Raw genomic sequence first — 15,647 nt, forward strand, 5'->3', positions numbered from 1 at the left:
CCCGCGTTTGTGCCGAAAACGAGGCCTATCGTTCCCCTGATCTCCGGCGCTGAGCACGAGGCCTCCGAGCCCCCTGTCTTGCTGGAGGAGACACCTGTTCCTCCCGGAGAGCCACGCGCTCGCCCGTGGCGAACAGCCACGACGTAAACGCATCTTCCAGCCCGTAGCACCGCCAAACAGGAGTCCGTGTACGAGGACGACGAGTGCTGGGTGCGCCTGAAACGTTAGGTCAAGTGTCGTGGCATGCGCGCTGCTTCAGGCGAGCGCGAGGGGTCCAAACGCCCCTGGGGCTCGACCCCACCCGATCAAGGCGCGCCGCGGTCCATCACGATGGCGCGCGACGCCGCGTCGAGCTCGATGTCGTCACGAGGGATGTCGCCGGTCAAGCTGCCGAGCCACCGGGCGATCAGGCGCACCTCTCTATCGTCCATCTCCTTGCCGAGCTGGTGCCTGCCCATCATCCTCACCGCCTCTTCCAGCGAGGAGACCGAGCCGTCGTGGAAGTAAGGGCCTGTCTCGGCCACGTTGCGAAGGCTGGGCACCCGGAAGACCATCCAGTCGACGTCACGCCGCGTGATCTCGTAGCGGCCCCGATCCTTCGTGTCGGGCCACGGCTTCACGAGCCCCGCCTTCTGGTACATCGTCGCGCCGATGTCAGGGCCGAAGTGGCAGGAGATGCAGCCGGTGTCGACGAACACGTTGAAGCCCGCCTTCTCGTCGTCGCTCAGCGCGGCCCTGTCGCCCTCGAGGAACCTGTCCCAGCGGCTCCTCGTGAACAACGTCTTCTCGAAGGCCGCGAGCGCCCGCGCCACCTTGTCGAACGTCGCTGTGTGCGGCGGATCCGGGAACGCCTCGGCGAACGCCTGCATGTACCCCTCGGACGAGCGCAGCGCCGCCTCGATCCCCTCGGGCGTCGCCGCCATGGCGCGCGGCGACAGCAGCACCTCCTTGGCCTGGTCGACGAGGTTGTCCTTCCGGCCGTCCCAGAGCAGCGCGAAATAGCCGGCCATATTGTAGACGCTGAGCGTATTTCGCGGGGGCTCGCGGCCCTCGCTCCCCCGCGACAGCTTCCTGCGATCCACGCCCCAGGTCGCGAGCGGGTGGCACGAGCTGCAGGCCACGTCGTGGTTCTTGGACAGGCGCGGCTCGTGGAAGAGCATCCGGCCCAGCCTGATCTGCGCCGCGGTCGTCGGATCCGGCGGCATGACCGGCTCGGCGAGCAACGGCGCGAAGCTCGCGAGCCGCTCCGGGGCGATCTCCGAGGGCGCGCACGACAGCGGCGCGCGCGAGAGCGCCCACGCGAGCACGGCGGCCGCGGTGACGGCGCCGATGAGCAGGGACGTGCTCCGCCCTGGCTTCGCCCGCGTGGCGCCCTCATGCCACGGTATCCGCTTCGTCGTGCTGTGGGGCCGCGGTGTCTCCGACGCGGCGCCCTCATGCGATGGTATCCGCGCCGCTTCGCTGTGCGGCAGCGATGTCTCCGGAGCGGCGCCCCCATTCCATGGTATCCGCTCCGTTGCGTTGTACTGCAGCGATGTCTCCGGAGCGGCGCGCTCGTCACGGCGGCGCATCGAACCCCCGGACGGCGCTATCCCGACGGTGGGCTCGACCGGCGGCTCGCCGGGGCCGCCTGGCGCTTGGAATCGACTGATGCGCTCGAGCGACTCGAAGGCCGCCGGCGTCCCGAACGGCTGGAGCGCCCGGGCCAGCTCGGCGACCGTCTGTGGCCGCTGGCGGCGATCCTTCTGCAAGCAGCGCTCGATCGCGCGCTCGACGCCCTCCGGCGCGTCGATACCCCACCCGCCGACGCGGGCCGGCGGCTCCTCGACGCAAAGGAGCAGGCGCTCCGGCGTCGAGCCGGTCTCGAAGGGGAGGCGCCCGGTGATGAGCTCATAGAGGATAACGCCGAGCGCCCAGATGTCGGCGCGCGCGTCCGCGCACTTCAAGCTGAGCGCCTGCTCGGGCGCCATGTACGGGATCGATCCCGCGATCACGCCCGGGCTCGTGAGGCTCCCGGCTTCGTCGTCCTCGACGCACTTCGATAGACCGAAATCGAGCACCTTGACGAGCTCGAGGCCGCTCTCGTCGCTCGAGAGGAACAGGTTGGCCGGCTTCAGGTCGCGATGGATGATCCCGTGCGCGTGGGCCTCGGCGATCGCCTCGCAGGCCTGCAGGAGGAGGTCGACCGCCTCGGCGACCGGGAGGTGGTCGCGCGCGCGGAGCACGGCCCGGAGATCGTGCCCCGAGAGGCGCTCCATCACGAGGTACGGCGCGCCCGCGTCGAGCAGGCCGGCGTCGAGCACGCGGACCACGTGCCTGCTCTGGAGCGAGGCGGCGGCGCGGGCCTCGCGCAGGAAGCGCTCCACGGCGTCGCGCGACCGCACGCTGCCTGGGAGCAGCAGCTTCAGCGCGACCGGCTGCCTCAGCGCCAGGTGCTCCGCGGCCAGGACGACGCCCATTCCGCCGCGGCCGAGCGTGCGCTCGACTCGATACTTGTTCGCGATGATCTCGCCCGGCGCTGGAACTCCAGGGAGGGATGCTTCCATGTTGACTCGACGAGCGGACGGCGCGGAGGAGCAGGCACGGCCGCCCGAGCTGGGCGGCGCGACACGACCTCGTGACCGGGAACATGGGCGGGGTCATCCCGGCTCGCAAGCTCCGTAGGACCTCCGCCCGCCTCACGCCCGGCGGGGACGGCGCCCGGCGATCCTGGCCTGTGAGACACCAGCACGCCCTGTCGCAGGACCGGCGCGCCGCGCTCCGGCTGAGTCAGGCCGGTCTGCCCATCACCTGCCCATGACCGCTTCCAGTGCAGGAGAATGTTTGCCGTTGCGCGCTTGCGGCAGGTTTGATAGCCATCCTTTAACGCCGCGAAACCGTCCGCGCTCTCGACGGTCGTTCTCCCGGCCACTGTACGCGATCCCCAGGAAGGAGCACGAGCACATGCCTCAACTGGTCGGCAACACCTGTGAAATCGATGAGCTTCCGGATGGCGTGACCGTGACCGTCAAGAGTACGACCAACTCGAGGCACACTCAAAAGATCACCATCACGCGCAACGATGAGGTGCTCTGCGCCTTCGTCGGCTCCGGCGAGCGCAACGCGATGACGGGCCAGTCGACCATCGTCGCCAATGGAAGAGCGAGCCTGCGCGTGAAGTTCGAGTATCAGACGGACATCAACGGAGCGTGGCTCAAGTCCCACCAGCTGAAATCTGGCGGTCCTTATACGATCGGCAGCTACAACCTCCTGGTGATCGTCGCTGAAAATGGAGACGACAGCGACTTCAACGACAGCATCCTCGAGTTCAGCTGGAGCACGCCCTCGTAGGTCAGCGACTCGCGTTCAGAACACGACCTTGAGGTGCCCGCCCACCGTCGTGAGCACCAGCGTGTACTCCCCGTTGCCGAGGTCGTAGTCCGAGCCGGTCACCGTGCGCGGCAAGATGCCCTGCACGCGGACGTCGCCCGAGAGCGAGACGCGATCGCTGATCGTCAAGACGCCGCCGACGTCCCCGATCAGCCGGTGGTTGTCGGGCGAGGCCACGTCGATCGTGCTCTCCGGCGAGGCCGGCGATTGATACCCGACCGACGCCGTCGCCAGGAACGCCTCGCTCAGCTTGTACTTGGCGCCGATCTCCGCCCATACCGTGTCGTTCCACCGGCGCGGCAGCGTCACGGTGACCCGATCGGTGATCCCGAGCTTCGGCTGCGCGAGGTCCGGAGAAGAGGCCTTGACCACGAACGCCTCGATGTCCGAGTAGAGCACGTACGAGAGGAGCCCATCGAGGCTGAGCTTGTCGTTCACCCGGTAGCCGACGCCGGCGGTGAGCCGCTTCGGGAGCGTGAACGAGAGCTCCGCGTCGCCCTCGACCAGCGGCTTGTAACGCAGGCCCTGCTCGGCGAGGTCTTGCGTGAAGAACGGGTGGTTCATGTCGATGGCGAACTTGCCCTTGTACCGCATCGCGGCGCTGTGCTGGTACGTCAGGCCGAAGCGGAGATCCTTGTTGGGATTGAAGGCGAGCCCGACGTGGAAGGAGGCGCCGTGCGACAGGGCCTGCTTGATCGCGATGGAGCGCGCGAGGACGTCGAGCTCGCGCAGCTCGGACGGCGTGCTCGGGCCGAAGTCGTTGTCCTGCTTGAGGTAGTCGAGGCCGTCGTGGAACTCCTTGAGGCTGCCGAAGTCCTGCACCTTCGAGAGCTCGGCGAGGCCGCTGACGTAGGAGACGCCGGCGCCGAGCGAGACCTGGTCGGTCAGCTTGAGCCCGGCGGCCGCCGTGAGCGACGTCGAGACGATGAACGCCTGCCGGAGCTGCCAGCGCTGCGCGCCGTCCGGGAAGTTGAGCGCCGCGGCGTAGGGGACGTACAGGCCGAGGCCCACGGTGAGGCGGTTCGGGAGGGCCGGGATAGCCAGGAAGGCGTTGCCCGTCGGCGCGATCGGCGTCGTCGACACCTCCTCGGCGCGGCCGGTCTTGCCCGCGTCGACGTTCGCCGGATCGAGCGGGAGCTTGAACTGGAGGGTGTCCGGCGTCTGGTAGGTGCCGCGCCGCTCGCGCAGGTAGGAGGCGTGGCCGACGATGAGGCCCGCGCCGAGCATGAGCTCCGGCCGCTGGACGCCCGCGAGCTCGGCCGGGTTCCAGTAGACGGCGGCGGCGTCGGACGTCGTGGGGCCCGAGACGCCGCTCGTCACCCAGGGCGCGTCGAGGCCCGAGGCGCGCGCGCCCGGCGCCGCCGTCAGGCACACGAGGCCTGTCGCGAGCGAGAGCGCGGCGAGTTCACGTCGTGTCCGTTGATGCGCGCGCGCACGCGCACGGGCGCGGGGCCGCGAGGGCGGCAGAGCTCCTTGCATGAGACGGGTCCTCACGGTGGGGGGGCCGATCACTGGATCCGGGTGAGGGTGAGCGAGAGGCGATGGGGGCTCGGCTTGTCGCCGATCTCGATCTCGTAGCGGTGCCCCTCGTCGTCCGCGAAGTACAGCGTATCTCCTGCCTTGACCTCCACCTTCTCGTGGAGCGCGTCGCCGTCGATCTCCTCGGTCGTCGACACCTTCTTCGCGAGCGCGGGGTCGGAGAAGAAGCCAGGGTTCTCGTACGCGTAGTCGCGCACGCGCGCGCCGTCCGCGTCCTTGCGGATGTCGTCGGGCGCGACGAAGTAGAGGTAATCCCGCTGGCCGGCGACGCCGCTCTCGGTGCTCGGCTGGTAGAGGTAGAAGTCCGCGTCGCCGGCGGCGTTGTCGTTGAGCTCGAGCGCCATGTCCTTGAGGACCGCCGGATCGCTCGCGAGGTTCTGCTTGATGCTCGCGACGAGATCCTCGGTCTTCACGCCGACCGGCACGTCGCGGAGGGTCACCTCCAGGTTGGCCTCCCCCTCGGCGAGGCCGCCGTCGTGGAGCCGCGCCTGGGCGACCTCGAGGAGGATGTCCCAGAAGTAGGACGGCGCCGGCGCCGGCTCTTCCAGGATGACGCTGTCATCGACGCTGATCACGGTCCATCCGCGCTCGTCGATGCAGACCTTCACGGCCTCGAAGTCGCTCGCCGAGGTGCCCGAGGGCGCGTAGCTCGTGCAGTGGCTCTCGATCTGCGTTGCCCTCAGCTCCCCGGCGCGGGCGAGGATGTGCTCGAACTCCCAGGGCGGCTGTTCCCACACGGGCGAGTTGCCGCGCGGCGCGGGCTCCTCGCTCGTGCCGCCCGGCAGGAGCATCGGGCTCTCGGGGATGGCCAGGGTCAGCTCGCCGATGCTGAGGTTCTTGGCGAGGTTGTCCAGAACGAGCCAGTCCTCCTGGCTGAAGTCGAACAGGGTGTCTATCTGGCCGGGCGTGCTGTTGACGCTCGCGACATCGGCCATCGTGGCGTCGATCCCCTTGTACGGCAGGGCGTTGACGTCGACGCGGACCGTCATCGTGAAGTCGTCGAGCGCCGCCTTCACCCCCGACGCGGCCTTGATGAAGCCGGGGTGCTCCGCGCCGGCCGGGTCGCCCGGATCGAGCGGCGTCGGGCCGAACTGCGCGGCGAGGCCCGCGAAGTCGGTGACGACGTCGTACAGCGTGACGGGGATGGAGTGCGGCGCGACCGGGTAGACGCCGTCCGGGTGCTCGTCGTTCGGCGGCCCCCTCCGGCGCTGGGTGTTCGGGTGGGTGCTGACAAGGTTCTCCAGGACGGCCTGCGCCGTGATCTGGACGGGGATGAGCCGCTCGTTGCCGGCCGCGCCCGTGAGGTCCGAGAGGATCTTCGACGTCGGGAGCCCGACGGCGTTGCCGACGCCGAGCAAGCCCTCGAGGCTCGTGCCGCGGAGGTCGGCGTTCTCCGGCGTCATGTTCAGGAGCCCCACGAGGTTCCGCGACGCCGGCGAGAGCGCCGAGATCTCCGCGGGGGGCATGTACATGACCTTGAGCAGCGCGTTCTCGATGAGCGTCGAGATGTCGAGATCGAGCAGCCATATCCCCTCGAGGGTGGGCCGGGGGATGGCCTTGAGCTCATCGAGCGTGAGCGTCTTGGCGAAGCGCCTCGCGTCGAACCGCAGGAAGTCGAGCGTGACGGTGCGGCTCTCGCGCACGCCGAGCGCCGGCGGGGGCGTCGCCTGCTCCGCCGTGACGGCGTCGACGCAGCCGGGCAGCGCGCCGGAGAGCGCGGCGGCGAGCAGGGGGCCGAGCCGGGAGAGCCGGCGGGCGCCAGGGACGGCGGGGCGGGTGCTGTCTCGCGCTTCCATGATCAGAGCCTCTCCACGTCGGCGGTGATCTCCACCGGATCGTCGCCCTCGGGCACGTAAAAGCGGACCTCGTAGACGGCGCCCTCGTCGTCCTGCGCGTACAGCGTGGTGGCGCCCGGCGGCAGCCGGTATTTCTCGTGCGTCGTGTCGTCGAGGCCGTCGAGCTCCTTCGTCGAGACCTTGCTCGCCTCGCTGAGGTCGGGGCTCGTGAAGAAGCCGGGCTTCTCGTAAGTGTAGGCGCGCGGGGCCTCCGAGCTTCGATCCGAAGGCCGGAGGTCGTCCTCGGCAACGAAGAACAAGGTGGGAGCGCCGTCCGGCGCGCCGCGGCCGTAGAAGAAGTCGAGCGCGTCGTTGTTGACCCAGTACCTGCCCAGGATGATGTCCGCGATCTCTTTGGCCTGGCCCTGCAGGGTCGGGCGGAGCTCGGCCACGATCTGGCTCGCGTCGAGGCCGATGCTGACGCCGTGGAGCGCGAAGACCGGCTGGGCGGCGCCTTCCAGGATCTCAGGGACGCCGTCGCCGGTGGGATCGTGAATGGCCTTTTGTCCTACTTCGGTGAGCAGCTCCCAGAGGAACTGCGGCGCAGGGATCTTGGGCGGCATACTGCCGATGTTGGCCGTGAAGACGGTCCAGCCGCGCGGGTCGCCGCCCACGCCGATGTTGGCGCCCACCTGGCACCCGTCCAGGCGGAAATAACATCCCATGAAGGGCACGCGTTCGCTGTACGTGAGGTAAGCCGCCGTGCCCACGATACTCTCGAGCAAGTACGGAGGGACGGTCCATACCGTATCTGTGCCGACCGGCGTGTCGGGCGTGTTCGTCTTGCAGGCAGGGGAGTCGGTGCAGGGCGGCACGGCGGTGGGCAGCTCGCGCAGCGAGATCCGCATGTCCACGGTCGGGTTCTGCGTGATGCCCATGACCTGGAGCTTCTCCGGATCGTTGAAGTCGAACCGGAGCGGCGCGTCGCCCTGCCGGAGGAACATGTCGCCGCCTCCCTTCGACAGGTCGAGCCCCGTCACCCTGCGCAGGCCGGACTCGGCGACGACGCGCATCTTGAACCCCTCGGCGCCGGACTGGAGGACATCGCTCCTGGTCGTGAACGACTCATCGTCACGGACGAGCACGCCGGGATGATCGCCGGAGGGGCCGAGCTTCTCATCGAGCGCCTCGAGATCGTGCAGGGCCTCGTAGAGCGTGATGGGCATGGTCTTGCCCTTCGGATCGGAGATGGCCGGGTGCGTGGCGAGGAGCTGCTGCTGGAGCGCGAGGATGAGCTTGTCGATCGGCACGAACGGGTCTGTTCGGTTGCTGCGCACGGCATCCGAAGGGGGCTCGACCGCCACATCGAGGGTGATGGCGTCGGCGAGGACGTCGGCGAAATCGAACCTGAAGGTGTCGGGGTTCTGCGCGAAGATCCGCTGCAAACCTTCGAGCGACGTCCCGGTCACGTTGGCGTTGGCTGGCGTCATGCTGAGCAGCCGCACCAGCGCGAACTCCGGGGACGTCCGCCACTGCGCCCCGAAGCTCTGGCCGAGCTCGGTCTGAGAGCAATCGTGTTGGGGGTCTACGCTGTCTGCCGTCCACTTGCTCCCGCACGCGTTCTGGATCTTCTCGAGCGCGTCCCGGAGCAGCCCGGTCGTGTCCACGTTGAGGATCGTGATCTTCTTGGCGCCGTCCTCGCCGAAGACCTGCAGCGCCTTGTCCCTGTCGAGCTCCAGCACGACCGACGGGACCTCGGCGTCGTCGATGCGCAGGCGGAACCGGTTCGGCTCCTCGATGACAACGCCGCCGCCGGCTCCGCCCTCACCGCCGCCGCCTCCTCCTCCCGCGCCCCCGCTGCCGCCGCCTCCTCCGTCGTCGCCGCACGCGGCGAGCGCGGCGAGCAGCACGAGGGAAACGCCGCGGAGCGCGGCGCCGCGCCGGGAGGAGAGTGCGAGCAAGGAGTGCGTCATGCGAGGGTTCCTCGTCGAGGGATCTTCTCGAGATCCGCAGGAAGAGACGCCCGATGCTACCGAACTTCGACGCGACGGTACGACAAAGAGTTCGCGCCGCGACGACGGGGCGCGCTCGATCCGCGCAGGCGCCAGGAACGCCAGGACACGTGTCGATGTCCTGGGCTGCTCGTCTGCTTGCCTGCTTGTGGGTCTTCCGTCGCCAAGCGGCTCGACCCGCTCGCCTACGCGCCCCCGAGATCGCCCTGGGCGTTCGCTGCCGCGACGGACGGTTCGCTCAAGGCACCCGCCTGGGCGCTCGTCGCGCTCGCAGGCGGCTCTTGCGGCGGGGCCGCGGGCGGCTCGTGCGGCGGGCCGGCGGGCGGCTCGACCGGCGACGCCGGCGGCGGGGGCCGCATGGACGACGGCGCGCCCACGAGCTCGCGCGTCCGGTCGAACAGCGCGCGCAGCAGGGCGAGGCTCGGCTTGCGCTTGCCCGCCGCGATCGCGAGCACCTCCTCGCGGGCCGCGGCGTTGATCGGCGTCGCGATGCCGAGCGCCGCGCCGCGCTCGACGACCTCGCCGTTCAGGAAGTCGACCGCCGGCGGCCGGCCTCGCTCGATGGCGGCGAGCATCGAGGAGCGCATGCGGCGGTAGCGCGCGCCCACCGCGAGGAGCAACGCGTGCTTCGCGAAGAGCCCGGGTGAGCCCACGGCGGAGCGCTCGGCGTCCGTGAGCGCGATCCAGTCGAGGTCGAGCGTCCCCGCGACCTTCTCGAGGCGCACGCCGGACGCGCGCGAGACCTGCACGGTCTCGGTCATGATCTCCAGCGCGAGGCGGCGGACGAAGCGGTGCCTGAGCAGCGCGCCGAGGCGATCGCCGCCGACGGTGCCGAGCGACGAGATGGCGCAGTTGATGGCCAGCTTCGACCAGCGCGCGCCGGCGAGGTTGTCCGTCACGGTCGTCGGTCCGATCGCCTCGAGGATGCGCGCGAGCTCGTCGAGGCGCGGGTCGCTCGCGCCGTCGAGCCGGCCGAGGACGAAGCCGCCGCCCGAGGTGCGGTCGTACACGCCGGGCTCCACCATCGAGGCGCCCCACGCGATGATCCCCCCGAAGGTGCGCTCCGGGCCGGCGATGCGCGCGATGCGCTCCTCGCAGAGGCCGTTCTGGAGGCAGATCATGGCGCCTGTCGGGGCGAGGTGCGCGACCGCGTCGCGCGCGGCCTCCTCGACCTGCGGCGGCTGCGTCGCGAGGAGGATGTAGTCGAAGGGGCGGGTGTCCGGGCCGAGCTCCCGCACCGCGCGGCCGCCGACCGTGCCGGGGCTCGCCTCGCCGCGCACCCGGAAGCCGACGGCGTTGATGGCGTCCGCGATGATCGGGTTCGTCGTGAAGGCGGTGACGTCGTGCCCCTGCTCGAACAGGTACGCGGCGATGATGCCGCCGATCCCGCCGCAACCGACGACCAGCAGCCGTGGGGCGGAGGAGGCGGGGGCCACGGAGGCGCCGGGGGCAAGCTCGGCAGGTGAATCGATGAAGCTCATGAGAGATCCATTACCACCGCTGCGGCGCGGGCTCGACGGGCTCGAGGGAGCACGACGACGGGGGCGGGGTGTGAGGGCTCTGTGGCTTTCGCGGCGCGTCAAGGCGCTCGGGACAGTCCGTTGTCACGTCGTGACAACACCTTCGATCGATGCGCTGGGCGACTGAGCGGCTGCGCGCAGGAAGACGTCGTGTCCTGGCAACCAGGTCTCGATGGCGCGATGCTGGAGGATGACGCGGAGTGTGAGAGAGGGAGTTCGGTCCTCGCGAACCGCGTGGCCCGGAGCTCGGTTTGCGCAGCGCGGTGGCCCTCGGTGCGGCGAGCCTCCTGCGCATCCTCGTCAATCGGCCGGCGCCAGCACCTCGATCGCCTTCGGCTCCAGCGTGACCGTGATCGGCAGCCGCCCGAGCGGCTCGCCGTCCACGTCGAGCAGGAACGCCCGCTCGGCGTCGCGGTTCAGGAGCGTGAGCTCGATGCGATCGCACTGGAAGTGGCGGACGTCCGGGTGGCGGATGTGCGCGCCCGTGTACATGCCGGTCGACACGGCCGCGAAGCGGACGTGGGGCGCGCTGCCCAGGTCGATGACGTCGAACACCCCGTCGTCGAGCTTCGCCATCGGCGCGACCTGCATGCCCGCGCCGAAGAAGCGGCCGTTGCAGATGCCCAGCATGCGCGTCGAGAACTCCTCCTCGCGGCGCTCCCCGCGCAGCGTCGCCACGCAGCGCACCCGGCCGACGCGGCTGCCGACGAGGCCCCGGAGCGAGGCCATCGTGTACGCGAGCGTGTTGCCGAGCACCCGTGTCGTCTGGCTGACGATCTGATCCACGAGGCCGCTCATCCCCGCGGACAGGACGTTGACGAAGAACGCCTCGGCCTGTCGGCCGTCGTGCGTCCCGTACGAGAAGCGGCCCACGTCGACGGGGCGCGCGGCGCCGTTCGCGATCGCCGTGCAGTACCGGTCGAGCCGGCGGTCCAGCTTCAGCGTCCTGCAGAGATCTCCGCCGGTGCCCGCGCCGATGATCCCGAGCCGGGTGCCGGTGGCGCCCCGGTCCCTCGCCTGCATAAGGCCGTTCACCACCTCGTTGATGCTGCCGTCCCCGCCGACCGCCACGACCGTCTCGCGCCCGCCGAGCGCGGCCTCGCGCGCGAGGTCGACGGCGTGGCGCGGGCGCTCCGTGCGCACGATGTCGACCTCGCCGATGAGGCGCTGGATGGGCGCCTGCATCTCGTCGAAGAGCTTGCCAGTCTTTCCGCCGCTGGACCGGGGATTCACGATGAGGAGGGGGCGCATGCGGACGCCGATGCTAGATGCCGCAGGGCGCCCAGGGCGAGGTGTTTTTGTCGCGAGCCCCGCGCCTGCCGGCGCGGCGCGGCGCGGCGGTCACTGCTTCGTGCAGCCGCAGCCGCAGTCGTCGCTGAAGTAGCTCCAGCCGGGCTCGCAGACGAAGCGGATCCGGGCGCACTCGTCCTGGCCCTGCCCCACGTACTTGAGCATCGGGCTGTCGGCCCCGCAGCCTTGCGGGCCGCTCATACCCGGCGCGCCGCCGGCGCCGGTCGGCTCCCCGACGTCCGCGCCGTCGTGGCCCCGCGCGCTCCCCGTCTCCGCGCCTTTCGCGCTCTCGGTCGGCGGAGGTGTCACCGGCGCGCCGCTCGGGGCGCCGTGGCATCCCGCGACGAGCGCGCCGAGCAGCACGAGCAGCGAGGGCGAGGAGGGGATGTGTCGATACGGCATGACGGTGGCTCCGGTGGCAGAAACAGGCCCGCTGCGCGGGGTTCGGCGGCGAAGGGTCGGTGGCGAAGGGTCGGAGCGAAGGAGCGTCACCTACGCCTCCCTCCAAAGCGCGTCGCCTACGCCCTCCCTCCATGGAGCTCCGAGCGGCGCGAGCCGACGCGGTGGGGGACCGTGGCGTCGGTGCCCGAGCTCTCCTCGCGCGGGGCGCGCGCGGCGCCGGCCGGGAGCGCGGCGCCCCGGGCCTCCTCCTTCTCGGTCTTGGGCACATCCGCCCCGGTATCGCTGGCGTCCTTGGCGCCCGTGCGCTTCCCCTCGGGTGAGCGCTGCTCGATGATGGCGTTGATCTCGGCGCCGAGGAGCACCGCCATCGACGAGATCCACATCCAGAGGAGGAGGATGATGACGCCGCCCAGCGCGCCGTAGCTCACCTCGTAGCTGCCGAAGCGGCTGACGTAAAAGGAGAAGCCCAGGGACGCGACGACCCAGATCACGACCGCCACGACCGACCCGGGGGTGATGAACTTGAACCTCTGCTCGACGTCGGGGAGCACGTAATAAAGGATCGCCAGGACCGCCATCACGAGGAACGCCGACACCGGGATGCGCAGCCAGAGGACCAGCGTCGCGAAGGGGCCCAGGTGCGCGGCGAGCGCCGGCGTGGCGACCGCGAGCGCCGAGGCGATCGTCAGCAGGACGGCGCCGCCGAGCGTGACCAGCAGGGCGATGCCGCGGCGCTTGAGGTACGACCGGCTGTCCTCCACGCCGTAAGCGGCGTTGAGCGCGTCCATCAGCGCGGTGACGCCGCCCGAGGCGGCCCAGACCGCTCCGAGGGCGCCGACCGTCAGGAGCGCCGGGCTTTGGCCCCCGGTGAGCGACTGAAGGCGCTCGCCGAGGATCTGGGCCACGGCGGGCGGGGCCACCTGGTACAGCTCGCCCATCAGCTGCGCGGACTCGGCGGGATCGATGACGAGGCCGGCGAGGGCGACCGCGAAGAGCAGGAACGGGAAGATCGAGAGGACACCGAAGAACGCCAGTGAAGCCGCGACGGTGTCGATCTTGTCCTTGACCCACTCGTCCTTGATGTCGTTCAAGAAAACCTTCCAGGGGATCCCTCTTCCAGGCAGGTGCATGACGGACCTTCGCTGCTGGGGGCGCGTGGTGCGCCGTGACGTCCTTCCGTGCGGCGGCTCGCGCCGGGGCAGCTGCCGCAAGGGAGCAATGCGAGTGCCAGGTCGAGCGCGGCGGCAGCTCGACCCTGAGGACGGCGACCTCTCGTCCTGCAGCCCGGCCGATCGCTCTGGCGGCTTCCCCCTCCCACGTGGCGCGAATTGCCCCACGCGGCAGAAAGGTCACGGCGCGCCGCGGGCGGACGGCGGGGCACGGTGCCATGGGCTCCTCGTGGCCCACCCGGCGGCGCCGGTGCCGGCGCAGGCCCCGGCGCGGGCCAATGACGGCCTGCCCGGCAGTCCCTGCGCCGGCGCTCGCCCGGGGGCGACGTCGACTCAGGCGGACCGCCGTGGTCTGGCAGGCGAGGCGGTCGTGTCTGGAGCGGGCGTTGCGGGCGGTCCGTCGCGAGGCGCGCGGCGCGAGCCAATCAGGACATCGCCTTGCCGATGAACTCGTGCAGCTCCGGATCCATCCCGTGCTGGGTCCTCATCGACGGCTCCTGTCGGTACATCGTGTTGAGCGATCTCTCGATCTCGGGGTTCTTCCCCGTGAACGCGTCGATGAGCTCCCGCATGCGCTTCACGATCTGCTGCACGGGCTCGCTCTTCGGGTCGGAGCCCTTCTGCATCTCCGCCCGCATGTCGTCGTAGATCTGCTTCCACGCCGACTCGGCCTCACGCATCTTCTCGGGGCCGATCGCGTCCGCGCGCTGCTTGAGCTCCGCGAGCTGCTCTGGGGTATAGTACTTCTCGATCATGGTCATCACCTCGATGGTTTGAAGGAGCTGCTCCACACGGATGTCCTCACCCGACCGCAGGACATGGGCCAGGCCCTCGAGCCGCGCGCAGAGCTTCTGCTCCAGCGCGATCTGCTCGCGCAGCCGCGACAGGTGGAGCTCGATGGTCTGGAGCGGAGAGAACCCCGGCTCGTCCAGGCACGCGGCGATCTGCTCCAGGCTGAAGCCGAGCTCGCGCAACGACTTGATCTGCTGGAGCCGAGCGACGTCGCCCGCCGTGTACAGCCGGTGCCCCGACGCGGTGCGATGCGACGGGGCGAGCAGGCCGATCTCCTCGTAATAGTGGAGCGTACGGACGGAGAGGCCGGTCTGCCGGGCGAGATCGCCGACTTTCAACGGTGCTGAACGCATGGCGTTACCCCTGTTTCCAGGGCGGGTGAGGACGTCCATGCCCCGGAGGCTAGGTCCTCACGTAGCGTGAGGATCAAGGCCAAGCCTCGATTTTTTTTCCCGTTGCCCCCGCGCGCCCGGACAGGTCACTCCCCGCCGCCGGCGGCAGGGGCCTCGACGACGCTCGCCCGGAGGAGCACGCCAGCGAGCGCCGCCGCGACAGTCGCCGCCCAGAACGGCGCTCCCGCGCCGGCCCGCGCGTAAAGCTGGGTGGCGGCGAGCGGAACGATCACGCAGGTAAGCTCCTGGAGCGCCTGGTTGCCACCCTGCGCGTGTCCCTGCGCAGAAGGCCCCGCGAGCCGCGACAGGAGAGCAGAGAAGGACGTGGTGATCAGGCCCTCGCCGCCCGCGAAGGCCACGATGGCCGCGATGAACGCCAGCTCCGCAGGGTGGCTGGCGACGAGCGCCATGGTCACGAGCGCCATGGTCACGAGGGCGAGACCCAGCGCCAGAACGCGTGATTCCCCGAGGCGCTTTGCGAGACGCTCCAGCAAGATCCCCTGGACGCACACGTCCGTGACGCCGACCGCGATGACGATGAAGCTCACCGCGTCGGCGCCCCATCCGAGCCGGTCCTTGGCGAGGAGCGCGAACGTCGACTGGAGGGCGATGAAGGCCGCCGTGAAGAGCACGCCCACGGCCAGGAGCGGACGGAGGTGCTTCATGCGCAGAAGACCGGCGAGCTGCGAGAAGGGGTTGAGCCTTCGCCACGGGATCGCGCGGGCCCGGCGCTCGGCGCCGAGGCTCTCCGCGAGGAACACGTAGCTTCCCGCGGCGTTCAAGGCGGTGAGGATGGCCGCCACGAAGAACGGAGCTCTCAGGCCGAGCTTCAGGGCCAGACCGCCGAGCGCCGGGCCGGCGATCAACCCCGCGCCGAACATCGCGCCCACCCGCCCGAAGTTCCGCGCGCGCTGCTCGTCCGTCGACGCGTCGCCCAGGTACGCGAACAGCGTGGCCACGTTGCCCGCCGAGATGCCGTCGATCACACGCCCGAGGAACAGGAGCGGAAGGGCGTCGGCGAAGCCGAACAACGCATGGCCGGCCGCGGAACCCACGAGGCTGAGCAGGAGCACCGGGCGGCGGCCGATCGCGTCGCTCAGCGCCCCGAGCGCCGGCGCGGAGAAGAAGGCGCAGAGCGAATAGGACGCGCTCAGCAGGCCGACCGCCGAAGCTACATGGGCGGGATCGCCGTCGAACCGTGCCGCAAGGAAGGGGATCACCGGGGCGACCAGCCCGGTGCCGACCGCGCTGAGGAAAGCCGTGGCTTGAAGGAAGAAGAGCGCCCCGGGGCGCAGACCTGCGCCGGGAGGGCCGTGGACGGTGCTCGTCATACGGCGACCGTGACGATTCTGCGCCGCCTCGGATTGAACAAACGCGACATGGCGCG

Annotated in this window: 11 protein-coding genes; 1 reads left to right on the top strand and 10 read right to left on the bottom strand. The window is 70.3% G+C overall.

Annotated elements, in window-relative coordinates; genetic code table 11:
• Positions 1–305 precede the first annotated feature (305 nt).
• A complete protein-coding gene (locus tag WME90_RS45570; protein WP_437278375.1) occupies positions 306–2,546 on the bottom strand; it encodes a cytochrome c peroxidase in 2,241 nt (746 codons plus the stop codon).
• Between the two features lie 397 nt (positions 2,547–2,943).
• Here WME90_RS45570 and WME90_RS45575 point away from each other — a divergent pair, with 397 nt between their 5' ends.
• A complete protein-coding gene (locus tag WME90_RS45575; RefSeq protein ID WP_437278376.1) occupies positions 2,944–3,330 on the top strand; it encodes a fucose-binding lectin II in 387 nt (128 codons plus the stop codon).
• Between the two features lie 15 nt (positions 3,331–3,345).
• On the opposite strand, the gene WME90_RS45580 is transcribed toward WME90_RS45575, so the two are convergent.
• The 9 genes from WME90_RS45580 to WME90_RS45620 all read right to left on the bottom strand — a co-directional run bounded on the left by WME90_RS45580 (position 3,346) and on the right by WME90_RS45620 (position 15,591).
• A complete protein-coding gene (locus WME90_RS45580) occupies positions 3,346–4,743 on the bottom strand; it encodes an OmpP1/FadL family transporter (RefSeq protein ID WP_437278377.1) in 1,398 nt (465 codons plus the stop codon).
• Between the two features lie 134 nt (positions 4,744–4,877).
• Complete coding sequence (locus WME90_RS45585) at positions 4,878–6,704, bottom strand: acetyltransferase (protein WP_437278378.1); 1,827 nt, start codon at positions 6,702–6,704, stop codon at positions 4,878–4,880.
• 2 nt (positions 6,705–6,706) lie between these two features.
• Positions 6,707–8,656 (bottom strand): hypothetical protein, encoded by a 1,950-nt coding sequence (locus WME90_RS45590; protein ID WP_437278379.1) that lies wholly within the window; start codon positions 8,654–8,656, stop codon positions 6,707–6,709.
• A gap of 224 nt (positions 8,657–8,880) precedes the next feature.
• On the bottom strand, positions 8,881–10,176 hold the full coding sequence (locus WME90_RS45595; protein ID WP_437278380.1) for a ketopantoate reductase family protein: 1,296 nt from the start codon (positions 10,174–10,176) through the stop codon (positions 8,881–8,883).
• Between the two features lie 339 nt (positions 10,177–10,515).
• Positions 10,516–11,466, bottom strand: coding sequence for a diacylglycerol/lipid kinase family protein (locus WME90_RS45600; protein WP_437278381.1), 951 nt, complete (start codon positions 11,464–11,466; stop codon positions 10,516–10,518).
• Positions 11,467–11,556: 90 nt separating this feature from the next.
• Positions 11,557–11,907 (bottom strand): hypothetical protein, encoded by a 351-nt coding sequence (locus tag WME90_RS45605; RefSeq protein ID WP_437278382.1) that lies wholly within the window; start codon positions 11,905–11,907, stop codon positions 11,557–11,559.
• A gap of 116 nt (positions 11,908–12,023) precedes the next feature.
• Positions 12,024–12,998, bottom strand: a complete 975-nt coding sequence (locus tag WME90_RS45610; RefSeq protein ID WP_437278383.1) for a YihY/virulence factor BrkB family protein — start codon at positions 12,996–12,998, stop codon at positions 12,024–12,026.
• A 503-nt stretch (positions 12,999–13,501) separates the two neighbouring features.
• On the bottom strand, positions 13,502–14,221 hold the full coding sequence (locus WME90_RS45615; protein ID WP_437278384.1) for a MerR family transcriptional regulator: 720 nt from the start codon (positions 14,219–14,221) through the stop codon (positions 13,502–13,504).
• 125 nt (positions 14,222–14,346) lie between these two features.
• Positions 14,347–15,591, bottom strand: a complete 1,245-nt coding sequence (locus tag WME90_RS45620; protein ID WP_437278385.1) for an MFS transporter — start codon at positions 15,589–15,591, stop codon at positions 14,347–14,349.
• Positions 15,592–15,647: the final 56 nt, after the last annotated feature.

The organism is Sorangium sp. So ce375 (assembly GCF_051473855.1).
In the GTDB taxonomy this organism is placed as follows: Bacteria; Myxococcota_A; Polyangia; order Polyangiales; family Polyangiaceae; genus Sorangium.